At 71.9% G+C, this 22,674-nt stretch carries 26 protein-coding genes; 8 read left to right on the forward strand and 18 right to left on the reverse strand.

Going from position 1 to position 22,674, the window contains the following annotated elements:
• Position 1: 1 nt before the first annotated feature.
• From ACIBO8_RS35010 to ACIBO8_RS35020, 3 genes are all read left to right on the forward strand, one after another.
• Entirely contained in the window at positions 2–1,267 is a 1,266-nt protein-coding gene (locus ACIBO8_RS35010) for a VWA domain-containing protein (RefSeq protein WP_396119787.1), read from the forward strand.
• Positions 1,264–1,914, forward strand: a complete 651-nt coding sequence (locus ACIBO8_RS35015; protein ID WP_396119788.1) for an FHA domain-containing protein — start codon at positions 1,264–1,266, stop codon at positions 1,912–1,914. Before ACIBO8_RS35010 ends, ACIBO8_RS35015 begins: the two co-directional genes overlap by 4 nt.
• 64 nt (positions 1,915–1,978) lie before the next feature.
• Positions 1,979–2,419: a DUF1707 domain-containing protein gene (locus ACIBO8_RS35020; RefSeq protein ID WP_396119790.1), complete on the forward strand. Its 441-nt coding sequence runs from the start codon at positions 1,979–1,981 to the stop codon at positions 2,417–2,419.
• 2 nt (positions 2,420–2,421) lie between these two features.
• Here ACIBO8_RS35020 and ACIBO8_RS35025 read toward each other — a convergent pair whose 3' ends face one another.
• Entirely contained in the window at positions 2,422–3,204 is a 783-nt protein-coding gene (locus ACIBO8_RS35025; protein ID WP_396119791.1) for an inositol monophosphatase family protein, read from the reverse strand.
• Between the two features lie 33 nt (positions 3,205–3,237).
• Positions 3,238–4,050 carry a phytanoyl-CoA dioxygenase family protein gene (locus ACIBO8_RS35030; RefSeq protein ID WP_396119792.1) on the reverse strand — a complete coding sequence of 271 codons (813 nt, stop codon included), beginning with the start codon at positions 4,048–4,050 and terminating at the stop codon, positions 3,238–3,240.
• A gap of 59 nt (positions 4,051–4,109) precedes the next feature.
• Between ACIBO8_RS35030 and ACIBO8_RS35035 the strand changes: the two genes are divergently transcribed.
• Positions 4,110–5,111: a LacI family DNA-binding transcriptional regulator gene (locus ACIBO8_RS35035; RefSeq protein ID WP_396119794.1), complete on the forward strand. Its 1,002-nt coding sequence runs from the start codon at positions 4,110–4,112 to the stop codon at positions 5,109–5,111.
• Between the two features lie 9 nt (positions 5,112–5,120).
• Here the strand turns inward: ACIBO8_RS35035 and mraY are convergent, their stop codons facing one another.
• Both mraY and ACIBO8_RS35045 read right to left on the reverse strand, forming a co-directional pair.
• Complete coding sequence (mraY, locus tag ACIBO8_RS35040; protein ID WP_396119795.1) at positions 5,121–6,233, reverse strand: phospho-N-acetylmuramoyl-pentapeptide-transferase; 1,113 nt, start codon at positions 6,231–6,233, stop codon at positions 5,121–5,123.
• A 109-nt stretch (positions 6,234–6,342) separates the two neighbouring features.
• Positions 6,343–9,123 (reverse strand): DEAD/DEAH box helicase, encoded by a 2,781-nt coding sequence (locus tag ACIBO8_RS35045; protein ID WP_396119796.1) that lies wholly within the window; start codon positions 9,121–9,123, stop codon positions 6,343–6,345.
• A gap of 89 nt (positions 9,124–9,212) precedes the next feature.
• Here ACIBO8_RS35045 and ACIBO8_RS35050 point away from each other — a divergent pair, with 89 nt between their 5' ends.
• The gene (locus tag ACIBO8_RS35050; RefSeq protein ID WP_396119917.1) at positions 9,213–9,956 is read left to right on the forward strand and encodes an HAD family hydrolase; all 744 of its coding nucleotides are present in this window, start codon (positions 9,213–9,215) and stop codon (positions 9,954–9,956) included.
• 2 nt (positions 9,957–9,958) lie between these two features.
• Here ACIBO8_RS35050 and ACIBO8_RS35055 read toward each other — a convergent pair whose 3' ends face one another.
• The 7 genes from ACIBO8_RS35055 to ACIBO8_RS35085 form a co-directional block, all read right to left on the reverse strand.
• Positions 9,959–10,153, reverse strand: coding sequence for a hypothetical protein (locus ACIBO8_RS35055; protein ID WP_396119798.1), 195 nt, complete (start codon positions 10,151–10,153; stop codon positions 9,959–9,961).
• A gap of 71 nt (positions 10,154–10,224) precedes the next feature.
• Entirely contained in the window at positions 10,225–11,127 is a 903-nt protein-coding gene (locus ACIBO8_RS35060; protein ID WP_396119800.1) for a diacylglycerol kinase family protein, read from the reverse strand.
• A 25-nt stretch (positions 11,128–11,152) separates the two neighbouring features.
• Entirely contained in the window at positions 11,153–12,115 is a 963-nt protein-coding gene (tatC, locus tag ACIBO8_RS35065) for a twin-arginine translocase subunit TatC (RefSeq protein WP_396119801.1), read from the reverse strand.
• Positions 12,116–12,121: 6 nt separating this feature from the next.
• On the reverse strand, positions 12,122–12,442 hold the full coding sequence (tatA, locus tag ACIBO8_RS35070) for a Sec-independent protein translocase subunit TatA (protein WP_396119802.1): 321 nt from the start codon (positions 12,440–12,442) through the stop codon (positions 12,122–12,124).
• Between the two features lie 149 nt (positions 12,443–12,591).
• Positions 12,592–12,882 carry a hypothetical protein gene (locus ACIBO8_RS35075; protein ID WP_396119803.1) on the reverse strand — a complete coding sequence of 97 codons (291 nt, stop codon included), beginning with the start codon at positions 12,880–12,882 and terminating at the stop codon, positions 12,592–12,594.
• A 10-nt stretch (positions 12,883–12,892) separates the two neighbouring features.
• Positions 12,893–13,882 carry a helix-turn-helix transcriptional regulator gene (locus ACIBO8_RS35080; protein WP_396119805.1) on the reverse strand — a complete coding sequence of 330 codons (990 nt, stop codon included), beginning with the start codon at positions 13,880–13,882 and terminating at the stop codon, positions 12,893–12,895.
• Positions 13,879–14,874, reverse strand: a complete 996-nt coding sequence (locus ACIBO8_RS35085; protein ID WP_396119806.1) for a helix-turn-helix transcriptional regulator — start codon at positions 14,872–14,874, stop codon at positions 13,879–13,881. Before ACIBO8_RS35085 ends, ACIBO8_RS35080 begins: the two co-directional genes overlap by 4 nt.
• Before the next feature lie 149 nt (positions 14,875–15,023).
• Between ACIBO8_RS35085 and ACIBO8_RS35090 the strand changes: the two genes are divergently transcribed.
• Entirely contained in the window at positions 15,024–16,001 is a 978-nt protein-coding gene (locus ACIBO8_RS35090; protein WP_396119918.1) for a cation diffusion facilitator family transporter, read from the forward strand.
• A gap of 10 nt (positions 16,002–16,011) precedes the next feature.
• Positions 16,012–17,091: a DUF3866 family protein gene (locus tag ACIBO8_RS35095; RefSeq protein ID WP_396119807.1), complete on the forward strand. Its 1,080-nt coding sequence runs from the start codon at positions 16,012–16,014 to the stop codon at positions 17,089–17,091.
• Here ACIBO8_RS35095 and ACIBO8_RS35100 read toward each other — a convergent pair.
• Genes ACIBO8_RS35100 through pafA form a run of 3 tightly spaced genes read right to left on the reverse strand, consistent with a single transcriptional unit; the run spans position 17,088 to position 19,357 of the window.
• On the reverse strand, positions 17,088–17,738 hold the full coding sequence (locus ACIBO8_RS35100) for an O-methyltransferase (RefSeq protein WP_396119809.1): 651 nt from the start codon (positions 17,736–17,738) through the stop codon (positions 17,088–17,090). The genes ACIBO8_RS35095 and ACIBO8_RS35100 overlap by 4 nt on opposite strands.
• Positions 17,739–17,753: 15 nt before the next feature.
• The gene (locus ACIBO8_RS35105) at positions 17,754–17,972 is read right to left on the reverse strand and encodes a hypothetical protein (RefSeq protein WP_396119811.1); all 219 of its coding nucleotides are present in this window, start codon (positions 17,970–17,972) and stop codon (positions 17,754–17,756) included.
• Positions 17,973–17,998: 26 nt separating this feature from the next.
• The gene (gene pafA / locus ACIBO8_RS35110; protein ID WP_396119812.1) at positions 17,999–19,357 is read right to left on the reverse strand and encodes a Pup--protein ligase; all 1,359 of its coding nucleotides are present in this window, start codon (positions 19,355–19,357) and stop codon (positions 17,999–18,001) included.
• A 118-nt stretch (positions 19,358–19,475) separates the two neighbouring features.
• On the opposite strand from pafA, the gene rfbB reads away from it, so the two are divergent.
• Positions 19,476–20,450 (forward strand): dTDP-glucose 4,6-dehydratase, encoded by a 975-nt coding sequence (gene rfbB, locus ACIBO8_RS35115; RefSeq protein ID WP_396119813.1) that lies wholly within the window; start codon positions 19,476–19,478, stop codon positions 20,448–20,450.
• A 57-nt stretch (positions 20,451–20,507) separates the two neighbouring features.
• Here the strand turns inward: rfbB and prcA are convergent, their stop codons facing one another.
• From prcA to ACIBO8_RS35135, 4 genes are all read right to left on the reverse strand, one after another.
• A complete protein-coding gene (gene prcA / locus ACIBO8_RS35120; protein ID WP_396119815.1) occupies positions 20,508–21,335 on the reverse strand; it encodes a proteasome subunit alpha in 828 nt (275 codons plus the stop codon).
• A 57-nt stretch (positions 21,336–21,392) separates the two neighbouring features.
• Entirely contained in the window at positions 21,393–22,232 is an 840-nt protein-coding gene (prcB, locus tag ACIBO8_RS35125; RefSeq protein WP_396119816.1) for a proteasome subunit beta, read from the reverse strand.
• Positions 22,151–22,321 (reverse strand): hypothetical protein, encoded by a 171-nt coding sequence (locus tag ACIBO8_RS35130; RefSeq protein ID WP_396119817.1) that lies wholly within the window; start codon positions 22,319–22,321, stop codon positions 22,151–22,153. The genes prcB and ACIBO8_RS35130 overlap by 82 nt, the downstream gene beginning before the upstream one ends.
• Positions 22,322–22,403: 82 nt before the next feature.
• Positions 22,404–22,619, reverse strand: a complete 216-nt coding sequence (locus ACIBO8_RS35135; protein WP_106124861.1) for a ubiquitin-like protein Pup — start codon at positions 22,617–22,619, stop codon at positions 22,404–22,406.
• Positions 22,620–22,674 lie beyond the last annotated feature (55 nt).

The following is a 22,674-nucleotide window of genomic DNA, read 5'->3' on the forward strand; positions in this document are numbered from 1 at the left end:
CATGGCATACACCGCCGAGGCGTTCCAGAACGAGTTCCTCGCCCTGGGCGCCACCGAGGTCAACGCGATCGTCACCGTGACGTCGTCCGGCGCGGAGGGCGGGCGGCGCACCGCCGGGGCGACCGAGATCATCATCGTGGACTGCTCCGGCTCGATGCAGGCGGAGGGCCGCATGGTCGCCGCGCGGCAGGCCGCGAAGGCCGCCGTGAACTGCATCGACGACGGCGTCCGCTTCGCGATCGTCGCCGGGGTCAGCACGGCGCAGCAGCTTTTCCCGGACCCCGGTCAGCTCGCGGTCGCCACCGCCGAGACCCGGGCCCAGGCGGTCAGCGCCATCGACCGGCTGCAGGCCAACGGCGGTACGGCGATGGGCGCCTGGCTCAAACTCGCCCACCAGCTGTTCGCCCAGCGCCCCGGGGACATCCAGCACGCCATCCTGCTCACCGACGGCGAGAACGGCGAGTACAAGGGTTACCTGGAGAGCGTGCTGCAGGAGATCGGCGGCTCGTTCACCTGCGACTGCCGCGGCGTCGGCACCAACTGGCAGGTCTCCGAGCTGCGGAAGATCGCCACGGCGATGCTGGGCACGGTCGACATCGTGGCCCGCCCGCAGGACCTGGCCGCGGCGTTCGAGCAGATGATGACCGCGGCGATGGGCAAGACCAGCGCCGACGTCCAGCTCAAGGTCTGGACCCCGGTCAACTCCACGATCCGCTTCGTCAAGCAGGTCGAGCCGCAGGTGGTGGACCTGAGCGGCAAGCGTACGGAGGACGGCCCCCGCGCCGGACGCTACCCGCTGGGCAGCTGGGGCTCGGAGAGCCGCGACTACCACGTCTGCGTCGACGTGACCGCGGGCGCGGCGGGCGACGAGATGCTCGCGGCCCGGGTGTCCGTCGTGGAGGGTGACGTCGTGCACGCCCAGTGCCTGGTCCGTGCGGTGTGGACGGACGACACCGCCCTGTCGACCCGGATCAACCGGCAGGTCGCGCACTACACCGGGCAGGCCGAGCTGGCGGACGCCATCCAGGCCGGCATCGAGGCTCGCAAGGCCGGCGACGACCGTACGGCGACGCTCAAGTTCGGCCGCGCCGCGCAGCTCGCGCACGAGAGCGGCAACAAGGCCACCGAGGAGCTCCTCGCGACGGTCGTGGAGATCGAGGACGCGGCGACCGGCACGGTCCGGCTGCGCCGCAAGGTCGACGCGGCCGACGAGATGGCCCTGGACACCCGCTCGACGAAGACGGTACGGGTGGGACGGGCGCAGTGACGACGTACGCCTGCCCCAAGGGTCACGCGTCCACGACGGACGACTTCTGCGACACGTGCGGGGCCCGCATCGGGGGCGCCGCCGCGCCACAGCCCGCAGCCGCAGCACCCGCCGCCGCCCCCGCGGTGCACGGCGAGGCGTGCCCGCACTGCGGAGCACCGCGCGCGGGAACCGGCCGGTTCTGCGAGGACTGCGGCTTCGATCACAGCACCGGCAAGATGCCCGTCCTCGAGACCCCGGCGGCCCCGCCCCCGGCCCCGGCGGCGGGCTGGACGGCGACGATCGCGGCCGACCGCGAGTACTTCGAGGCCAACGCCATCGAAGGGGTCGAGTTCCCGGCCGAGACCCGCACCCGCACGGTCGCCCTGCCCCCGCCGCAGATCCGCATCGGGCGGCGCAGCACCTCCAAGGGCACCGACCCGGAGATCGACCTCGCCGACGACGACCCGGGCGTCTCGCACAGCCATGCGCTGCTGACGCTGAGCGTGGACGGGGTCTGGCTGCTGTCGGACCTGGGCTCGACCAACGGCACGTACCTCAACGACGAGCCGAAGCCGCTCACCGCGGGCCAGACCCGTACGCTCGCCGCCGGGGACCGCGTGCACGTCGGCGCCTGGACCACGATCACGCTGCACGCCCCCGCCTGAGCGGCGTCGAGAGCCGTCCATATCCGCCCGCGACGGCCCGGCCACGCGATACGGTCGGGCCGCGATGAAGGACGAGCGCATCGGTACGGTGCACCGCACCCAGGTGATCGACCTGCTGAACCAGGCGCTCACCGAGGGCCACCTGCCCGAACCCGCCTACGACGCCCGCATCGTCGCGGTCAGCACGGCCACCTACGCCTCCGACCTGCTGGCCCAGGTGCAGGACCTGCCGCCCCGCCTGCAATGGGACCCGCGCAACGCCGCGCCGCCCGCGCCGCCGGACCGCAATGCCGGGCGGGGGGCGCTCATCCTCGGGCTGTTCGCCGTGCCGCTGTCGTTCTGCCTCATCGGCGGCATCCTGGGCGTCGTGGCGATCGTGCTCAGCACCCGCGGCCGCGGCGCGCACGGGGTCGGCCCGGCGCTGATGGGCCGGGTGCTGGGCATTCTCAGCGTGGTCCTGTCGATCGGCGCTGCGGCCGCCCTGATCTTCGCGGCCCGCTCCTGATCTCAGCCCCACAGCGCCCGGCGGGCCTCCTCCCAGAGGGCCGGGCTCCTGGCGAACAGCGACGTGCCGGGCCGCGGGCCCCGGATGCCGTCCACGCCGCCGTACGCGCCGCCGGCCTCGGTCACGATGAGGGAGGTCGCCGCGAAGTCCCAGACCTGCCCCCGGGTCTGCACCGCCAGGTCGAGGCCGCCGCTCGCGACCATCAGCGGGGCGTGCACGTCCCAGTCGACGGTGGTCGCCCGGGCGGCGAGGGGTGCGGCGATCAGCCGGTCGGATTCCAGGTAGTTGGGCGGGGCCGGGACCACGCCGAGGCGGGCGCCCTCCAGGACGTCCGGACGGTCCGTGGGGACGGTGACGGGTGCTTTCCCCGTACCGTCGAGGGCTGAGCGGAACGCACCGCCGCCGCGACTCGCCCACCAGAGCGTGCCCTGCGCGGGCTCCGCGGCCGCCGCGGCGACGACGGCGCCGTCCTCCTCGAGGGCGACCAGCACGAGCCACCGGTTGTCGCCGGCGAGGAACTGCGCCGTACCGTCGATCGGGTCGACGATCCACCGCCGCCGGCCCTCGCCCGCCGCCCCGCCCTCCTCGCCGAGCAGCGCGTCGCCGGGGCGTTCGCGGCTCAGCAGCTCGCGGATGGCGATCTCGGTCTCCCGGTCGGCCGCGGTGACCAGGCTGCCGTCGGGTTTGACCTCACGGGGCAGTTCGGCCAGCGCGGCGAAGTGCCGCAGCGCGACGTCCGAACCCGCCCGGGCGGCCGCGCACGCCAGATCAAGATCACTCAGCATGCGTCCATCCTGCCCCGGACCGGCGGCCCGGGTTCACGCCTCGCCCATGACCAGACCTTCGATGGTGTGCTTCTGGGTGATCGGCGTCAGCACGTCCACGACCGGGCAGTGCAGGTGGTCGCGGACCTGCCGGGGCAGCCTCTCCCAGTAGCCGCGGGTAACGGCCGTGTCGTGCCGCTCGCCGTTGATGCCGCCGGGGGCGTCGACGCCGAGCACGAGAACGGGCCGCGACTTCTGCGACTCGTTGCGGGTGCCGCGGTGGATCGTCAGCGCGGACCGCGCCGAGATGTCGCCGCGCTTGGGGTACTTGCGGACCGCGCGCTGCTCGTAGCGGGGGTAGAACGGCTTCGGCGGGAACATGCCGTGACCGAACTCCGGTTCGTCGTCGAACTGGGTGCCCGGGGCGATCTCGAACGGTCCCATGTCCTCCTCGGTGTCCACCGCGGTGAGGTTGAAGGCGAGCGAGTCGAGGACCCCGGTCGTCCGCGTGATCTCCGGCATCGGGAAGTCGCGGTGCCAGGGCTGGTTGACCGCGCCGGCGAACGGGATGTCGAAGCCGAGCTCGACGATCTCGTAGCCGGGGCCGAGCACCGCCTCGCACACCGCGGTCACCCACGGATGGGTCACCAGGTCGACGAAGCCGCGCAGCTGTTCGGGATGGATCTCCACGTAGTAGCGGCGTGGGCCGCGGCCGACGGCGCCGCCGGGCCGGGCGATCGCCTCCGCGAACGCCTTCTCGATGTCCTCGCGCATCATGTCCGCCCATTCGACGCTGAACGCGCCCCGGCACGCCGTGATGCCGTCCTCATAGATCGCTGCCTTCGCGGCCGCTCCGATGTCCGTCATGACGCCATGGTTGCAACGTTGCATGCCACGTTGCAACCAGGGCCGGTAAGGTTTTCACCATGAGCGCGAGCCTGCGTCAGGTGGCCGAGCGGGCCGGGGTGTCGATCCGGACGGTGTCCAACGTCGTCAGCGGCTTCGCCCTCGTGGCACCGGAGACCCGGGCCCGGGTCCAGGCGGCGATCGACGAGCTGCAGTACCGGCCCAACGCCGCCGCCCGGCACCTGCGCGGCGGCCGCTCCGGGCTGGTGGCACTGGCCATCCCGGAGATCGCCTCGCCGTACTTCGGCGAGCTGGCCGGTCTGCTCGTCGAGGAGGCCGAGCGACGCTCCTGGATGCTCCTGGTCCAGCAGACCGGCGGCGACGCCGAGCACGAGCGCGGACTCCTCGGCGGCGTCCGCGGCCAGGTTGTCGACGGCCTCGTCCTCAGCCCGTGGGCGCTGTCACCCGCGGAACTGCGGCGGCGGCCGGACGCCGTACCGCTGGTGCTGCTGGGCGAGCAGGACGCCGACGGCCTCCTCGACCACGTGGCGGTCGACAGCGTCGCCGCGGCCCGCGACGCGACCCGGCACCTCATCGGCCGCGGTCGCACCCGGATCGCCGCCATCGGCCTGCAACCCCACCTGGAGAACGGCACCGCCGCGCGGCGCGTCGAGGGCTACCGGCAGGCGCTGGCCGAGGCGGGGATGCCCGCCGACCCGAGCCTGGAGATCGCGGTCCAGCGGCTGCACCGGGCGGACGGCGCCGACGCGATGCGGCGCCTGCTCGACGCGGGACCGGCGGCGGACGCCGTCTTCTGCTTCAGCGACCAGCTGGCCCTCGGCGCCATGCAGACGGCGTTACGCGCCGGGCTGCGCATCCCCGGCGATCTCGCGGTGGTCGGCTTCGACGACGTGGAGGACGGCCGGTACGCGACGCCGGCCCTGACCACCATCACCCCGGACAAGGCGGCGATCGCCCGGGAGGCGCTGACCTGCCTGGCCGACCGCGTCTCCGGCGACCGCACAGCCCCGGCGCGGCGCATCGTCGTGCCGCACACCCTCACGGTCCGGGACAGCGGCTGACGACCCGGGTCAGATGCGCTGTCCGGCGGCCGTCAGGAAGTCCGAATAGAACAGACCCAGGCCGATCGCCACGCAGACGCCGGCCACGGTCCAGAACCGGACCACGATGTTGACCTCGCTCCAGCCGCCCAGCTCGAAGTGGTGGTGCAGCGGCACCATGCGGAAGACCCGTCTGCCGGTGGTGCGGAACGAGACGATCTGGATCACCCAGGTCACGGTGATGATGACGAACAGCCCGCCGATCAGGATCGAGAGCAGCGTGGTGCGGGTCGCCACCGCGAGCCCGCCGATCACGGCGCCGAGGCCGAGCGAGCCCACGTCGCCCATGATGATCCGTGCCGGGGACGTGTTCCACCACAGGAAACCCAGGCAGGCACCGGCGGCCGCCGCCGCGATCATGGCGATCTCCAGGGGATCCCGGACCTGGTAGCAGTAGTTGTGCGCGCGGGCGTACGCCTCGTCGGCGCACCAGTGCCGGTATTGCCAGTAACCGATCAGCGCGTACGCGCCGAGCACCAGGGTCGACGCGCCGGTGGCCAGGCCGTCGAGGCCGTCGGTGAGGTTCACGCCGTTCGACATCGCCGTGATCACGAAGACGAACACGATCACCGAGCCGACCTTACCGACGTTCAGCCAGCTGATGTCCCGGATGAACGAGATGTGCTCGCTGGCCACGGTCTGGCCGTTGCTGCTGGCCACGTAGAGCGCGGCGATACCGAACCCGCTGCCGACGATCGCCTGGCCGAGCAGTTTGCCCTTGGCGGACAGGCCGTCGGAGTTGCTCCGGCGCACCTTGAGGAAGTCGTCGAGGAACCCGACCACTCCACAGAAGACGAACAGGCCGAGCAGGACCAGGGCCGTCATGGTCGGCTTCTCCTGCGCGATCTGCCGTTCGGGCAGCGTGATCAGCGCAAAGTGCCCGGCGACGTAGGCGAAGAGGGTCGCCACGATGAACACGACGCCGCCCATGGCGGGAGTGCCCTTCTTGCCCTCGTTCGAAGCGAGCCCGAGGGATCGAATCGGTTGAGCGGCCTTGAGCGCGGTGAAGACCCGGATCGCCACCGGCGTGCCGAGCAGGGAGATGACGAACGCGACCGCCGCCGCAACGATGACCGCCCTCACGGGGTGACCCCCACGAGATCCGACCCGCTCAGGGCGTCCCCACCGGCATCAACGATCACATGGAACGATCTTGCCATCCGGCAGCAACCGGACGGCCGCGCCTGCTTCGTCACAGACCTGTCTGGTAGGCCAGCACCCCCCGGTTGATCGCCGTCATCGCCTTGCGCGCCGTCTCCCGCACCCCCGGCGAGGCCGACGACGCGTCCTTCAGCTGCGCCAGCAGGTCGAGGACCTGCCGGGCCCACCGGACGAAGTCACCGGCCGGCATGTCCGAATCGTAGTTGTGGCCGCTGGCCAGCACCCGCGCGAGCGGTTCCCCACGGGCCCAGCGGTACATCGGCCACACGAACCCGGGATCCGGCTCGCGGGTCAGCGAGAGCCCGTGCGCCGCCTCCTGCGACTCGATCTCGGCCCAGAGCTTCTGGCACGCGTCCACCGCGGCCGTCGTCGCGCCCTTGGGGACCGAGGCTCGTTCGTCACCCTCCCGGCGGGACTCGTAGAGCACCATGGACACCGCCGCCGCCAGCTCCTCGGGCTGCAGGTCCTCCCACAGGCCGCGGCGCAGGCACTCGGCGACCAGGAGGTCAGCCTCCGTCCAGATCCGGCCGAGCATCCGGCCGGCGTCGGTGACCTCGCCCTCGGGGGTGAGGTAGCCGCGCTCGGTCAGCACCGCGCAGACCTGGTCGAAGGTGCGCGCCAGTGAGCCCGTGCGTCCGGCGACCTTCTCCCGCAGCGCCTCGGTGTCGCGCTGGAGCCGGTGCCGGCGCTCGGCCCACCGGGCGTGCTCCTCGCGCTCCGGGCAGGCGTGGCACGGATGCTGCCGCAGCTGCACCTTGAGCAGCGCGATCTCCGCGTCCTCGCCCGGCGCACCGCGGTTGCGTCCCCGGCGGCCGCCGGGCCCGTCGTGCCGGTCCAGGCCGGTGGCGCTGATCGTGGCGGCGAGGTCGCGGCGGTGGGCGGGCGAGCGCGGGTTGAAGTGCTTGGGCACCCGTACCCGGTCGAGCACCTCGAACGCGCCCGGGAAGTCGGCCGGGCCGACGCGGCCGGCCCAGCGGTCCTGGGTCAGCACCAGCGGGCGCGGCTCGCCGAAGCCACCGGAGGGCGGCTCCAGCACGACCGCGAGGCCCGCGCGCCGGCCCTGCGGCACCCGGATGACGTCGCCGACGCGGAGCCGCTCCAGTGAGGACACCGCGGCCGACCGGCGCTGCGAGGCGCCCTGCCGGGCCAGCGCCCGCTCCCGGTCGGCGATGGCCACGCGGATGGCGAAGTACTCGTCGAAGTCGCCGTGGTGGCAGGCGGCGTCCTTGCCGTACGTCCCCATGGTGTCGATGTTGCGCTGCACCTGGCGGGCCAGCCCGACGACCGAGCGGTCCGCCTGGAACTGCGCGAAGGAGGACTCCAGCAGGTCGCGGGACTTCTCGGCGCCGACCGAGCCGACCAGGTTGACGGCCATGTTGTACGACGGCCGGAAGCTCGACCGCAGCGGGTACGTCCGGGTCGAGGCCAGCCCGGCGACGTGCCGGGGATCGACCTCGGGGCTCCACAGGACCACGGCGTGGCCCTCGACGTCGATGCCGCGGCGCCCGGCCCGGCCGGTGAGCTGGGTGTATTCCCCCGGGGTCAGGTCGACGTGGGCCTCGCCGTTGAACTTCACCAGCCGCTCGAGCACCACGCAGCGGGCCGGCATGTTGATGCCCAGCGCCAGGGTCTCGGTCGCGAACACCGCCTTGACCAGGCCGCGGACGAAGCACTCCTCGACGGCTTCCTTGAACGCCGGCAGCATGCCCGCGTGGTGGGCGGCGACGCCGCGCTCCAGCCCGTCGAGCCATTCCCAGTAGCCCAGCACCGACAGGTCCTCCGCCGGGATGCCGGCCACCTTGGCCTGGGCGATGGTGCGGATCTCGGCCCGCTCCTCCGGGTCGGTCAGGCGCAGGCCGCCGGCCAGGCACTGCTGCACGGCGGCGTCGCAGCCGGCGCGGCTGAAGATGAACAGGATCGCGGGCAGCAGGCCGGCCCGGTCGAGCCGGTCGACCACCTCGGCCCTCGGCGGCGGCTGCCAGCGCCGGGGACGGCCGCTGCGGTTGTGCCAGCCCGGCCCCGCCGTGCGGTCGGTGAGCTCGAGCCGGCGCAGCATCTCCCGGGTGTAGCGCAGCAGCTCGGGGTGCACGTCGTGCTTGCGGGCCGCGTCGGCGTCGTGGAACAGGTCGAACATCCGCTTGCCGACCAGCATGTGCTGCCACAGCGGCACCGGCCGGTGCTCGCTCACCACGACCTCGGTCTGCCCGCGGACGGTGACCAGCCAGTCGGCGAACTCCTCGTAGTTGCTGACCGTCGCGGACAGCGACACGAGCGTGACCGAGGCCGGGAGGTGGATGATCACCTCTTCCCAGACCGCGCCGCGGAAGCGGTCGGCCAGGTAGTGCACCTCGTCCATGACCACGTAGGCGAGGCCCTGCAGGCTGGCCGAGCCCGAATAGAGCATGTTGCGCAGGACCTCGGTCGTCATCACGACCACGGGCGCGTCGCCGTTGATGGCGTTGTCGCCGGTCAGCAGGCCCACCTGAGCGGCGCCGTAGCGCTCCACCAGGTCGTGGTACTTCTGGTTGGAGAGCGCCTTGATCGGCGTCGTGTAGAAGCACTTGCGGCGCCGGCCGGAGCCGTCGGAGCGCAGCGCCAGGTGCACGGCGAACTCGCCGACCACCGTCTTGCCGGCACCGGTCGGCGCGCACACCAGCACGCCGCTGCCGCGTTCCAGGGCCTCGCAGGCGTGCCGTTGGAAATCGTCCAGGTCGAAGCCGACGTCCAGCATGAAATCTTCCAGAGCCGGGAACTCGGCCACCCGGGCCGCCCGCCTCTTCGACTCCGCGTAGCGTTCGGCGGGGCTCGTCATGACCACAAGGCTAATGCGTGGGTACGACACAACGAAGGTCATGGCTCGCCGGGCGGTTGCCGACAACCGCGCCGGAGCGCCTCGGTATCGTGCACGGCGTGCCGGATGCCGCCGAATCGACCGCTCCCCCGTCGCGCCGCCAGGTCGACGCCGTGCTCTTCGACTTCCACGGCACGCTGGCCCAGGTGGAGGACCCGGTGGCCTGGGTGATCGCCGCCGCGGCGGCCTGCGGCACGGAACTGGACCGGGGCAAGGCCACCATCCTGGCCGACCGGCTGGTCACGGCCGGGCGGGCCGGCGGCCCGTTACCGCGCCGGGTGCCGATCCACCTGGCCGAGCACTGGGCCGACCGCGACCTTTACGAACACAGCCACCGAGCCGCGTACACGGGCCTCGCGGAGACGGTCAGCACGGACGTCGAGGGACTGGCCGACGCCCTCTACGACCGGCTCCTGGGACCCGACGGCTGGCTGCCCTACCCGGACACGCTGCCGACCCTGCGCATCCTGCGCGAGGCCGGCGTCAAGGTCGGCGTGGTCAGCAACATCGGCTTCGACATCCGCCCGCACTTCGCCGCCTGGGGTATGGACACCCTGATCGACGCGTTCGCGCTCTCGTACGAGGTGGGCCGCACGAAACCCGACCCGGCGATCTTCCTGCGCGCCTGCGGCATGCTGGGCGCGGACCCGGAGCGCACGCTCATGGTCGGCGACAGCCCGGCGGACGCGGGCGCGGTGCAGGCCGGCTGCGCGGCGCTGGTGCTCCCGGCGGCGGAACCCGGCCGCGCCAACGGCCTCGGAGCCACCCTCGCCCTGGCCGGCTGCGAGGTGTGACCTCAGAGGTACGTGTCGACCAGCGTGCCCATCGTGGCGGAAGCGCTGCGGATCGGCTGCTGCTCGTCGGAGGCCGCCACGTGGTCGGCGATCGTCGGCTCCCCGCCCGTCTCCGGCGCCTGCTTGGCGGCGGCGGTGTCCGCCGAGCCGAGGTACGCGGTGGAGACCGTGCTGGCGCTGACCGAACCGACCGACATGCTGCCTCCTGAGGAATCTGGCGGGTTGCACCGGTCCGTTCGGCCCCGCCGGGGATCCGCTTATCGCGAGGTCACCGCAGCAACCGGAGAGCACCCGGCTCGCAGCCGATCACGAGGGGCAGCGCGGCGAGCCGTTCACCGTCGGCGTACCCGATGATCCCGGGCGTGTCGATCCGCACCTCGCGCGCCCGATAGCTGGTGACCAGCGGGTCCGTGACGTGGGTGCCGCGCCGCAGGCGGGGCTTGAGCCGGACGAGCTCGCGCCGGCCGAGCGGTGCCGCGACGACCACGTCCAGCAGCCCGTCGTCGGGGTCCGCGTCGGGGCAGATCCGCAGGCCACCGCCGTAGCTGACGGTGTTGCCGACCGCGGCCAGCACCCCGTCGAAGCTGTGGTCGACGCCGTCGAGGACCAGCGTGTAGGGGCGCGGCCGCAGCCGGGCCGTCTCGAGCACGATGGCGAGGTCGTAGCGGCGGGGCCCGCGCGGCCACACCATCCGGTTGGCGCGCTCGTTGACGACCGCGTCGAAGCCCGCCGCGAGCACCGCGCCGAACCAGCGGACGTCACCCTGCGTCGTGATCACCCGGGCCAGATCGAGCGGCTGGTCCCGCCCGTCGCCCAGAGCGGCGGCGATCGCCTCCGCTGCCCGCAACGGATCCGACGGTACGCCGACGCCGGCCGCGAAGTCGTTGCCGGTGCCGGCCGGAACCAGGCCGAAGCAGGTCCCGGTGCCCGCCACGGCCTGCAGCGCCCGGTGCACCGTGCCGTCCCCGCCCACCGCCACCAGCGCCGCCACCCCTTCGGCGACGGCCCGGTGACATGCCTTCTCGGCGTCCTCGGCACTGATCGCCTCCAGGAGGCGCACGGTCCGGCCACCCGCCCCGAGGCGCTCGATGACCGCCGGAAGCACGCCGCGGTGCCGGCCGCGCCCCGCTTTGGGGTTGGCCAGCACCGCGATGTCGTCACTGCTGCTCACAGCCGGGAATGTACCGGCCGTGCGCTCAGGTCATATCGTCGAAACGGCTCTCGAGCGGCATCGGTTTCGCCACGGGCGCCGGAGGCTCGACCGAGGTGGGCGCGTCAATGCGGTCGGAGACGCCGACCGGCACCTGCTCCTCCTCCAGCGGCGAGATCTCGTCGTCGTCCAATCCGGCGTAGATCTCCTTGCCCCGGCCCTTGCGCTTGTCGTTGATCGCCGCCACAGCCACCGCGATGAAGTACAGCACCGTCATGCAGGCCGCGAGCAGTGTCATGCCGAACGGTCCCGGGTCGGGGGTGGCGATCGCCGCGAAGGCGAACGACAGGAAGACCACGATCCGCCACCAGCTCAGCAGCCGCTTCGCGGTGACAACGCCGGTGAAGTTGAGCATGAGCAGGACGAGCGGGAACTCGAACGCCGCGCCGAAGATGAGGAGCATGTTCGTCACGAAGCCGACGTAGGCGCCGACCTCGAGCTGGGTCGTCACGCCGAGGATGCCGGCCGTCTGGATGAACGCGAGGCTGTGCTTGACGACGAAGTAGGCCAGCGTGACGCCGCCGACGAACAGCGGCGCCGCGATGGAGACGAAGACGTACGCCCACTTGCGCTCGTGCCGGTGCAGTCCCGGCGCGATGAAGGCCCACAGCTGGAACATCCAGACCGGCGAGCCGACGATGAGTCCGACCCACAGCGCGATCTTGAGCTTCACGATGAGCGGATCGACGACGCCGAGCACCACGAAGTTGCAGACCCGCTGGCCTTTGGCGTTGACGATCCACGAACTGTCCAGCGAGCAGTACGGGTCTCGCAGGATGTCGAAGACCCATCCCGAGATGATGAATCCGACGATCAGTCCGGCGACGATGCCGATCGACGCCCAGAACAGCCGGTTACGCAGCTCCCGGACGTGCTCGATCAGGGTCATCGAGCCGTCGGCGGCCTGCTCGAACTTGCTCGGACCCCGGCGGCGCAGGGAGATGGCCACGGTGGGTCAGCGGTCGTTCGTACGCTGCACCGGGTCGACGTACGGCTGCGCCGGGGGCTGCTGCGGCTGCTGGTACGCCTGACCGGGCTGCTGGTAGCCCTGCTGCCCCGGCTGGTGGATCTCGTTGGGGTGCAGCGGCTGGCGCGAATACTGCGGCTCGGCCTTCTCGGCCACGTTGTCGTCGTCGACCAGGCCCTTGGTCTCCGCCTTGATGATCCGCAGCGACCGGCCCAGCGACCGCGCGGTGTCCGGAAGGCGCTTCGCGCCGAACAGCAGCACGAGCACGACAACGATGACGATGATGTGCCATGGCTTGAGGGCGCCCATGGGTGACTCCAGTCGGTTCGGATCAAGGGTGGATCAGGACGGTGCGGGATCCATCGTACGTGTGGTTGTCGGGAGTGACCCCCGCCGCACCGGTTTGTTTGGCCACCGATCCGAGGAATTTTCGGACAACGGACCGGGAACGCGGCAGGTTACCACGGGCCGGCAGCATTCTGTAAGGAGTGCTTACCGTCGGACGCGCCGCGGCCGGCCTTGATCACGGCCACCTGCTCCTGCGCCAGCTCGGCGCGGCGCTCGAGCCCGGCGATGGTCTCTTGCAGCACCTCGGCCTTCGCCTGGAGCTTCGCGGCCTGCTCCTGGCGGCGCAGCAGCTTGCGCATCGCCCGGTCGAGACCTCGCAGCCGGCCCAGCACCGCCATGACCGTCGCACCCAGGATGACGAGCGCGAGCACCACCACCGCAATCACGATCCACAGCACCATGGCGGACAGCTTAGGGCTTGGCCGGACCGGGGCCTGCGTACTGGTCCAGCGCCGTGGCCGCCTGGGCCCGGATCCGGTCGACCAGCGCCGCCGGCGCGACCACCGTCACGTCGGGGCCGACGCCCAGCAGGAAGCGCTGCGCCCAGCCGAGGTCGGTGACGCGCATCGTCACCACCCACTCGTCGCCGTCGCGGCGGACCTCCTCGCACGGGTAGTACTCGGTGATCCAGCGGCTGCCCCGGCCCACCCGCAGCGTCACCAGCGGCAGGTCGGGCCCCGGGTGGAACACGCCGTCGCGGACGTCGTGCGGCACCGCCCGGGCCGGCGGCGCGGCCGGCTCGTCCAGCTCGGTGAACGCGTCGACGCGGTCGACCCGGAACAGCCGGGTGCCCTCGGCGCGGCGGCACCACGCCTCGAGGTATGCCCGGTTGCCGACCATCAGCACCCGCATCGGGTCGACGACCCGCTCGGTCGTCTCGTCCCGGGCAGCCGTGTAGTACGTGATGCGCATGGCGTGGCGGCGCTCGACGATGGCGCGGATGGCGTCGAGGCGCTCGCTGTTGGCGGGCAGCCGTACGGCCACCGGCGCGTCGCCGAGCTCGCCCGCCGCGTTCTCGATCTTGGCCAGGGCCCGCTCGATCGCGTCCCGGGCGCCGATGCCCGGCGTCTCGGCGAGCATCCGCAGCGCCACCACCAGGGCCAGCGCCTCGTCCGGGTTGAGCCGCAGCGGCCGGTCGATGCCGGCGTCGTACGTGATGGTCACGCGGTCGCCGTCGAGGGCCATGTCGATGAGGTCGCCGGGGCCGTAGCCGGGCAGGCCGCAGACCCAGAGCAGTTCCAGGTCCTCGCGCAGCTGCCGCTCGGTGATCCGGAAGTCGGCGGCCGCCTCGGCGACCGCGATCCCCGGCCTTGCCAGCAGGTACGGCACCAGGTTGAGCAGCCGCCCGAGCCGATCGGCCGAGGCGCGCCCGGCGGGGCCGCGCTGGTGCGGCGGCGTCACGGCGCCACCCCGGCGGCGGCCGGCTCGTGCCGGGCCACCACCTCCTTGAGCTGCTGGATGACCGCCTCGCGCAGCTCGGGCGGGCCGTCCGCGCGCACCTCGGCGCCGTAGCCGACGAGCCGGGAGGCGAGCCACTCGACGTCGGAATACGGGATCGTCAGCCGGTCACCGGCGGGCCCGGGCACGGTCTCCACCGCGAGCCGCCGCAGCCCGGCCGCCCGGCCCGGCCGGACGACGACCGTGGCCCGGCCGGTGCGTTCGACCGGCCCGGAGAAGCGGGCGACGTGGCTGATGAGGTCGACGTCCTGCGGCGGGGTGAAGGCGCCCTCGGGCCCGACTGTCCGGACCGGGCCGACGATGCGCGACAGGCGGAAGCAGCGGGTGGCGTCCCGGTCGCGGTCGTGCCCGACCACGTACCAGCGGCCCTGCCAGCAGACCACGCCCCACGGTTGCAGGCGGCGGGTGGAGGGCTCGTCCACCTCCGGTACGCGATACGAGAACGTCACCGCCCGCCGCGCCCGGGCGGCCCCGGTGAGCGGCGCGAAGGCCGGGTCGACGGTCACCACCGGCTCGACGCCGAGGGTGGCCTGCGGGTCGACCTCCACCCCGGCGGCGCGCAGCTTCGCCAGGCCGGACGACGCCGCCGCGGCCAGGCCGGCGTGCTGCCACAGCCGGGCGGCGATGCCGACCGCGGCGGCCTCGTCCGGCTCGAGCGGGATGTCGGGCAGCGCGTACTCGCGGTGGGCGATGCGGTAGCCGTGCTCGGTGTCGAAGGCGCTCGCCAGGCCCGTCTCGAGCGGTACGCCCAGCTCACGCAGCTCGGCCTTGTCCCGCTCGAACTTGCGCTGGAACGCTTCGTGGTCGCGCGGGTCCTCGGGGTCGTGCTCGTATCCGGGCACGGTCGCGGCGATCTGCGCGGCGGTCAGGAACCGTCGCGTGGACAGCAGACAGATCACCAGGTTCACCAGGCGCTCGGTACGGGTCCGCGACACGACCGAAACGCTAGCAGCCCGCAGGCCCGAGGCGGTTATCGCTCACCGCCACGGGGAACGAAGCAGACGTGCCTGACATCTCCCCCGCCGCAGATACCTCGCAAACCTCGCAGCACGAGCCTCCGGTCGGCCTCGCCGCGGCGGCGGCCCTGCCCGCGCCCGCCGAGCCCGACTCCGGCGGCGAGAGTGAGAGCGTCGGCACGGTGATCATCGCCGGGCTGGCCAACCTCGTGATCGCCGCCGCCAAGCTCGTCGCCGGCCTGCTCTCCGGCTCGGCGGCGATGCTGTCCGAGTCCGCGCACTCGCTGGCGGACACCGTCACCGAGGTCTTCCTGTTCGTCGCCCTGCGCCGCGGCGGCAAGCCCGCCGACGAGGAGCATCCTTTCGGGTACGGCAAGGAGAGCTTCGTCTGGGCCTTCATCGCCGCCCTGTTCACCTTCATCGGCGGCGCCGGCTTCTCGATCTACCACGGCGTGACGACGATCCTCAGCGGCGAGCACAGCGGCCACTACGTGGTCTCGTACATCGTGCTGGTGGTGTCCTTCGTCGCCGAAAGCGTGTCCTTCGTCAAGGCGCAGCGGCAGGTGACCGGCGAGTCGAAGCGCTGGGGCATCAGCCGCCGCCGGTTCCTGCGGCTCACCCCGGACACCACGGTGAAGGCCGTGTTCCTCGAGGACTCGGCGGCACTGATCGGCCTGCTCCTCGCCGCGGCCGGGATCGGGCTGGCACAGCTCACCGGCTCGGAGGTCTGGGACGGCGTCGCCTCGATCCTCATCGGTGTGCTGCTCCTGGTGGTCGCCACGATCCTGGCCCGCGCCAACGTATCGCTGCTGGTCGGCCGGGCGGTGCCGCGCCGCATGCACAACCAGATCGCCGACGACCTCGCCGCCATCCCGGTCGTGACGGCCGTGCCGACGCTGCTGACCATGCAGCTCGGGCCGGGCGACATCCTGGTCGCGGCGAAGGTCGACTTCGACGACGACGTCACCGGTGGCGACATCGAGGAGGCCTCCGACGAGGCGGAACGCCGGCTCCGCGCCCGCTACCCGGGCATCCGCTACGTCTTCCTGGACCCGACGCGCGGCCACGCGGGACGCAACCATCGCGACGGCGGGGTGGACATATAGGGTCGCCGCCATGGTGCGCTGGCGGTCGGGAACGGTTTCTTCGGTACGGCGGCAGTGGCGTGGCGCGATCGAGCTGGAGGTCGCCACGGACGACGGTCCGGTCAAGGCGCTCGCCTACCCGGCCCTGACCGGCGCCCCGCAGCCCGGCGACCGCGTCCTGCTCAACGTGGGCGCCCAGGTGATGGGCCTCGGCACCGGCGGGTATGCGTTGGTCGTGGCGCTGCCCGACCGGCTGCCCCCGGATCCGGGCACCGACGGCACCACCCGCGACTCGGGCCACCTGGTCAAGGCCCGCTACACGCCGCTGCAGCCGATCCTGCTCGGCGTGGACGAGGAGGCGTCGCCGCACCACGAGGTGCTGGCCGCGGCGACCGGCATCGACGACATGCCGGTGGTCACCGCGGACCTGCACTCGGCGCTGCCCGCGATCCTTGCCGGCATCCACGCCGACCGCCCCGACGCGCGCGTCGCGTACGTGATGACCGACGGCGGAGCGCTGCCGGCCTGGTTCTCCCGTACCCTCGACGGCCTGGGCGGCCACCTCGCCGGCACGGTGACGACCGGCCAGGCCTTCGGCGGCGACCTGGAGGCGAGCACGGTCCACACCGGCCTGCTCGCCGCCCGGCACGTGCTGCACGCCGACGTGACCATCGTCGCCCAGGGCCCCGGCAACCTGGGCACCGGTACGCCCTGGGGGTTCTCCGGAGTCGCCGTGGGTGAAGCCGTCAACGCCGTCGTCGCGCTCGGCGGCCGCCCCGTAGGCGCGCTGCGCATCTCCGACGCTGACGGCCGGCCGCGGCATCGGGGGGTCTCCCACCACAGCCTCACCGCGTACGGAAAAGTCGCGCTGGTCCCCGCCGACCTGCCGGTGCCGGCCGACCTGCCGGTGGATCTGGCGAAGGATGTCGCCGAGGCCCTCGCTCCGCTGGCGACGCTGCACCGCGTCGTGGAGATCGGCACCGAGGGCCTGGACGCGGCGCTGCAGGAGAGCCCGGTCAAGCTGTCGACCATGGGCCGCGGCCTGACCGAGGACCACGCCTACTTCGTCGCGGCCGCCGTGGCCGGCCGGCACGCGGCCGCGCTGCTCTAACTCTTCCGGATGAGGGTGACGCCGTCGCGCATCGGCAGCATCACCGACTCGACCCGGTCGTCGGCCACCACGAGATCGTTGACCTCGCGGATGGCGGCGACGTCGGCGCCCTGATCGCCGGGCTGCACGACCCGGCCGCCGCGCAACACGTTGTCGAGCACGACGAGGCCGCCGGGCCGCAGCCGCGGCACGATCTCCTCGTAGTAGGCGCGATATCCCGTCTTGTCGGCGTCGATGAACGCGAAGTCGACGACCGGGTCGGCGGGCAGCGCCCGCAGCGTCTCGACCGCCGGGGCGATCCGCAGGTCGATGCGGTCGTCGACCCCGGCCCGTTTCCAGTACGCCCGGGCCACCGCCGTCCACTCCTCGGAGACGTCGCAAGCGAGCAGCCGCCCGCCCTCCGAAAGGCCCCGCGCGATGCAGACGGCCGAGTAACCGGTGAACACCCCGACCTCGATCGCCGTGCGCGCCCCGGTCAGCCGCACCAGCATGGTGAGCAGCTCGCCTTCGTCGTGCGAGATCTGCATGCGCGCGGCGTCGGGGAAGGCGGCCCTGGTCTCCGCCGCCAGTTCCTGGAGGACGTCGTCGGCGGGAGTGCAGTGGGCGAGCAGGTAGTCGCTGATCGCGGGATCGATGATGTCAGGCATGTCCCCAGCAAAGCATCAATCGAAGAAGATCAGGTAAAGCCAGCCGAGCAGCAGCAGACCCAGGACGGCGGCCAGCACCCACGTCGGGATCTTGTGGCCGCCCTGCCGGTTCCGTGCCACCTGGCTACGGATCTTCTCCCGGCGCCGTTCGACCCGCCCCCACATCACGTCCTCGAACGTGCGCTCGGGCTTCTCCCCGGGCGGCGGCTGATCGGGCTCGTGCGATGTCGTCATGGCCCGACCAGCCTAACTGCCCGGCGTCACATGCTGGCGATCAGGCGCTCCACCCGCTCGTCGTACGCCCGGAACGGGTCCTTGCAGAGCACGGTCCGCTGCGCCTGGTCGTTGAGCTTGAGGTGCACCCAGTCGACGGTGAAGTCGCGCCGCTTCTCCTGGGCGTGGCGGATGAACTCGCCGCGCAGCCGGGCCCGCGTGGTCTGCGGCGGGGTCTCCTTCGCCTCGAAGATCTCCAGATCGTTGGAGATGCGGTCGACCTGCTTACGCTTCTCCATCAGCGCGTACAGGCCGCGACCGCGGCGCACGTCGTGGTATGCGAGGTCGAGCTGCGCGATCCGCGGGTGCGACATCGGGATCTCGTGCTTGGCCTGGTAGCGCTCGATGACCTTGAGCTTCGACACCCAGTCGATCTCCCGGGCCACCGGGTCCAGGTCGCCGCTCTCGATGGCGGAGAGCACCCGGCCCCACAGCTCCACGACCCGCTTGGCGGTCTGGTCGCCGCCCCGGCGCTCGACGAACTCGGTCGCCTTGGCCAGGTATTCCTGCTGGATCTCGAGGGCGCTGACCTCCTTGTTGTTGGCCAGCCGGATCTTGCGGCGCCCGGTGACGTCGTGGCTGACCTCCCGGATCGCCCGGATCGGGTTCTCCAGCGTCAGGTCGCGCATGACGACACCGGCCTCGATCATCCGCAGCACGATGTCGGCGCTGCCGACCTTGAGCAGCGTGGTGACCTCGTTCATGTTGGAGTCGCCGACGATGACGTGCAGCCGGCGGTAACGCTCGGCGTCGGCGTGCGGCTCGTCGCGGGTGTTGATGATCGGCCGGCTGCGCGTGGTGGCGCTGGAGACGCCCTCCCAGATGTGCTCGGCGCGCTGCGAGAGGCAGAACACCGCACCGCGCGGCGTCTGCAGGACCTTGCCGGCGCCGCAGATCAGCTGCCGGGTGACGAGGAACGGGATGAGGACGTCGGCGAGGCGGCCGAACTCGCCGTGGCGGGACACGAGGTAGTTCTCGTGGCAGCCGTACGAGTTGCCGGCCGAGTCGGTGTTGTTCTTGAAGAGGTAGATCTCCCCCGCGATCCCCTCGTCGTGCAGCCGTTTCTCGGCGTCGACCAGGAGACCCTCGAGGATGCGCTCACCGGCGCGGTCGTGGGCGACCAGGTCGGTGACGGAGTCGCACTCGGGGGTCGCGTACTCGGGGTGGGAACCGACGTCGAGGTAGAGGCGGGCACCGTTGCGGAGAAAGACGTTGCTGCTGCGTCCCCAGGACACCACTCGGCGGAACAGGTAGCGGGCCACCTCGTCGGGAGACAGCCGCCGCTGCCCCCGGTAGGTGCACGTGACTCCGTACTCGGTTTCGAGGCCGAAAATTCGCCGTTCCATGACGAAACATTAGCCTCAGAACGGCTCCCAACGGCAGTGACAACGCGCCCTTTCACCGCAGCACTGCGTGGTCATCCCCCGCCGCAGCGCTGTCACCTGCGGATACACTGAGCCACTGATGAATCTTCTGGTCACCGGCGGCGCCGGCTTCATCGGCTCGGCCTTCGTGCGCGCGGTCCTCGCGGACGCCCTGCCGGGCCTCGAGGGAGCGCGGGTCACGGTCCTCGACAAGCTCACGTACGCCGGGAACTTCGCGAACCTGGGCCCGGTGGCGGAGAGCAAGCGCCTCGACTTCGTCCCGGGCGACGTCTGCGACGCGGCGCTGGTGGAACCGGTGGTGCGCAAGCACGACCACGTGGTGCACTTCGCGGCGGAATCCCACGTCGACCGCTCGATCGTGGCGGCCGCCGAGTTCGCCACCACCAACGTGCTGGGCACCCAGATCCTGCTGGACGCGGCCCTGCGGCACGGCATCGAGCGGTTCGTGCACGTGTCGACGGACGAGGTCTACGGCTCGGTCCCGTCGGGCGCCTGCACGGAGACGACCCCGCTGTCACCCACCTCCCCGTACGCTGCCACGAAGGCCGGCGCCGACCTGCTGGCGCTGGCCTTCCACCGCACGCACGGGCTACCGGTGACGGTGACCCGCACGGCGAACACCTATGGGCCCTACCAGCACCCGGAGAAGCTCATCCCCCGCTTCGTCACCGCCCTGCTGGAGGGCCGGGCCGTGCCGCTCTACGGCGACGGCAGCCAGGTACGCGACTGGGTCCACGTGGACGACCACTGCCGCGCCACCGCCCTGGTGCTGACCGGGGGCCGGCCCGGCGAGGTGTACCACGTCGGCGGCACGGAGGAGCTGACGAACAAGGACCTGACCGAGCTGCTCCTGCGGGAATGCGGCGCCGATGCGGACCGGGTCGAGCACGTGGCGGACCGCAAGGGCCACGACCACCGCTACGCCCTCGACGACCGCCGCATCCGTGACGAGCTCGGTTACCGCCCGCGGGTGGACTTCCGCGCCGGCCTGGCGGAGACGGTGCAGTGGTACCGCGACCACCCGGACTGGTGGCGCCCCCTGCTCACCGACTGACCCGCGGCCGCGAGGCGTCCCCGGGCCGTCGGCCGGCCCGGGGACGCCTCACGCGCGTCAGGAGCCGTCCTTGTCCTCGGGCTTGCCCTCGAGGTCGACCGAGGCCGCGGACACCGTCGGCTTGTCCTCGCCCGGCGCCGGCGGAGCCGTGTCGCCCGCCTCGCCCACCTCGGGCTCCGGCTGGTCCTTGCCGCCGCCGAGCAGCGTCTCGAGCGCCGCTCCCGAGATCCGCCGGAACGCCCGCCCCTTGCGGGTGCGGTCGAGCACGGCGACCTCGAGCTGCGAGGCGCCCAGCTCGCGGGCGGCACCGTTCTCGCCGCCCACGCTGCCGAGGCCCTTGACCGCCAGGGCCAGCGCGGTCGGCAGGTCGGCGGCCACGTCGTGGCGTTCCTTGAGGACGGTCGAGATGGCCTCCGCCGAGCCGCCCATCGCCATGAAGCCCGGCTCGTCCATGACCGAGCCGTCGTACGTGATGCGGTACAGCTCGTCGGCCTCCGGGGTGGCACCGACCTGCGCCACGCAGATCTCCACCTCGTACGGCTTCTGAGTCTCGGAGAAGATCGCGCCGAGCGTCTGGGTGTAGGCGTTGGCGAGGGCCCGGCCCGTCACGTCACGCCGGTCGTACGCGAGGCCGTTGAGGTCGGCCATCCGCACGCCGGCGCGGCGCAGGCTCTCGAACTCGTTGTAGCGGCCGACCGCCGCGAAGCCGATCTTGTCGTAGAGCTCGCTGATCTTGCGCAGCGAGGTGAGGTTCTCGGCGACCAGCAGGATGCCGCCCTCGTACGTGAGCACGACGGCGGAACGGCCGCGGGCGATGCCCTTGCGGGCGTACTCCGAGCGGTCGCGCTGGACCTGCTCGGGCGAGGCGTAGAACTGCATGGCCACGGGTGGTTACTCCTTCGATGACCTTCGAGTGGTTTCGTCGTCGGACTCGGCGTGGGCTCAGCCGCCCGGGTTCTCCATGCGTCCGGCGACCACTTCCTCGGCCACCGCGTTGATCTCGGCCTCGGTGAGCCGGTGGGTGCTGTCCGCCGTCGCGGTCATCACCACCGGGTAGATCTTGCGGGTCAGGTCGGGGCCGCCGGTCGCCGTGTCGTCGTCCGCGGCGTCGTAGAGCGCCTCCACCGCGAGCCGGATGGCCTCCTGCGTGCCGATCCCCGGCCGGTAGCGCTTCTTCAGCGCGGCCTTGGCGAACAGCGAACCGGAGCCGATCGCGTCGAAGCCGGTCTCCTCGTAGAGCCCGCCGGCGACGTCGAAGCTGAAGATGCGCCCGACCTTCGACGGGTCGGCCGGGGACAGGTCGAAGCCGGCGAAGAGCGGCACCACGGCCAGACCCTGCATGGCCGCGCCGAGATTGCCCCGCACCATCGCCGCCAGCCGGTTGGCCTTGCCGTCGAGGGACAGCATCGCGCCCTCGATCTTCTCGTAGTGCTCGAGCTCCACCTGGAACAGGCGCATGAGCTCGATGCCGATACCCGCCGTGCCGGCGATGCCGATCAGCGAGTAAGCGTCGGCGGGGTGAACCTTCTCGATGTCCCGGCTGGCGATCAGGTTCCCCATGGTGGCGCGCCGGTCACCGGCCATCACGACGCCCTCGGTGGTGGCGATGGCGACGATCGTGGTGCCGTGCGGCGCGATGTCGGCCGCCATGCCCGGCGGCAACGGCCGGCGACCCGGCAGCAGCTCGGGGGCGGCCTGGCTCAGGAACTGCGTGAAGGATGACGTCCCCGCGTTGGTGAACACATCTGGAAGACGCCCGGATGGATCAAAACCCGCTGCCACGTGGTTCCTCTCGAAAACGTGATCGCGGCGGCGAGGGGTTCCGGGCTGTCCCGCAACCACCCGAGTCCGCCGTCGCAGTTGAAGCACAATATCCTGCGCGCCGGACCGACGCGATCATCGCGATGGAGGTGTCGACCCGGCGCGGCAGATGTCCTTTACGGGGCTTATGCCCTACTGGCCGCCTTTTTGTACATACCCTCGCACGAATTCCTCGGCGTTCTCCTCCAGGACGGAGTCGATTTCGTCCAGCAGGTCGTCGACGTCCTCGGTGATCTCGGCGTGCCGCTCGGCAACCTCCGGGTTGGCCTCGGTGGTGACGTCCTCGATCTCCTCGTCGCGCTTGCCCTTGCCGGACTGCGACTGACCGCCGGTGTCTCGCGTTGCCATCCCTGTCCCCCTTCAACACCCAACCGGTTCGGGTTGGGAAAAACCTACCTCGCCG

The sequence above is a fragment of the Actinoplanes sp. NPDC049681 genome, from assembly GCF_044465265.1.
Classification (GTDB): Bacteria; Actinomycetota; Actinomycetes; order Mycobacteriales; family Micromonosporaceae; genus Actinoplanes.

Excerpts from the sequence above, each read along its gene's own strand:
- ACIBO8_RS35010 (WP_396119787.1), top strand. The coding sequence starts at position 2 with ATGGCATACACCGCCGAGGCGTTCCAGAACGAGTTCCTCGCCCTGGGC.
- ACIBO8_RS35020 (WP_396119790.1), top strand. The coding sequence starts at position 1,979 with ATGAAGGACGAGCGCATCGGTACGGTGCACCGCACCCAGGTGATCGAC.
- ACIBO8_RS35025 (WP_396119791.1), bottom strand. The coding sequence starts at position 3,204 with ATGCTGAGTGATCTTGATCTGGCGTGCGCGGCCGCCCGGGCGGGTTCG.
- ACIBO8_RS35030 (WP_396119792.1), bottom strand. The coding sequence starts at position 4,050 with ATGACGGACATCGGAGCGGCCGCGAAGGCAGCGATCTATGAGGACGGC.
- ACIBO8_RS35035 (WP_396119794.1), top strand. The coding sequence starts at position 4,110 with ATGAGCGCGAGCCTGCGTCAGGTGGCCGAGCGGGCCGGGGTGTCGATC.
- ACIBO8_RS35045 (WP_396119796.1), bottom strand. The coding sequence starts at position 9,123 with ATGACGAGCCCCGCCGAACGCTACGCGGAGTCGAAGAGGCGGGCGGCC.
- ACIBO8_RS35055 (WP_396119798.1), bottom strand. The coding sequence starts at position 10,153 with ATGTCGGTCGGTTCGGTCAGCGCCAGCACGGTCTCCACCGCGTACCTC.
- tatA (WP_396119802.1), bottom strand. The coding sequence starts at position 12,442 with ATGGGCGCCCTCAAGCCATGGCACATCATCGTCATCGTTGTCGTGCTC.
- ACIBO8_RS35075 (WP_396119803.1), bottom strand. The coding sequence starts at position 12,882 with ATGGTGCTGTGGATCGTGATTGCGGTGGTGGTGCTCGCGCTCGTCATC.
- ACIBO8_RS35095 (WP_396119807.1), top strand. The coding sequence starts at position 16,012 with ATGGTGCGCTGGCGGTCGGGAACGGTTTCTTCGGTACGGCGGCAGTGG.
- ACIBO8_RS35100 (WP_396119809.1), bottom strand. The coding sequence starts at position 17,738 with ATGCCTGACATCATCGATCCCGCGATCAGCGACTACCTGCTCGCCCAC.
- ACIBO8_RS35105 (WP_396119811.1), bottom strand. The coding sequence starts at position 17,972 with ATGACGACATCGCACGAGCCCGATCAGCCGCCGCCCGGGGAGAAGCCC.
- pafA (WP_396119812.1), bottom strand. The coding sequence starts at position 19,357 with ATGGAACGGCGAATTTTCGGCCTCGAAACCGAGTACGGAGTCACGTGC.
- rfbB (WP_396119813.1), top strand. The coding sequence starts at position 19,476 with ATGAATCTTCTGGTCACCGGCGGCGCCGGCTTCATCGGCTCGGCCTTC.
- ACIBO8_RS35135 (WP_106124861.1), bottom strand. The coding sequence starts at position 22,619 with ATGGCAACGCGAGACACCGGCGGTCAGTCGCAGTCCGGCAAGGGCAAG.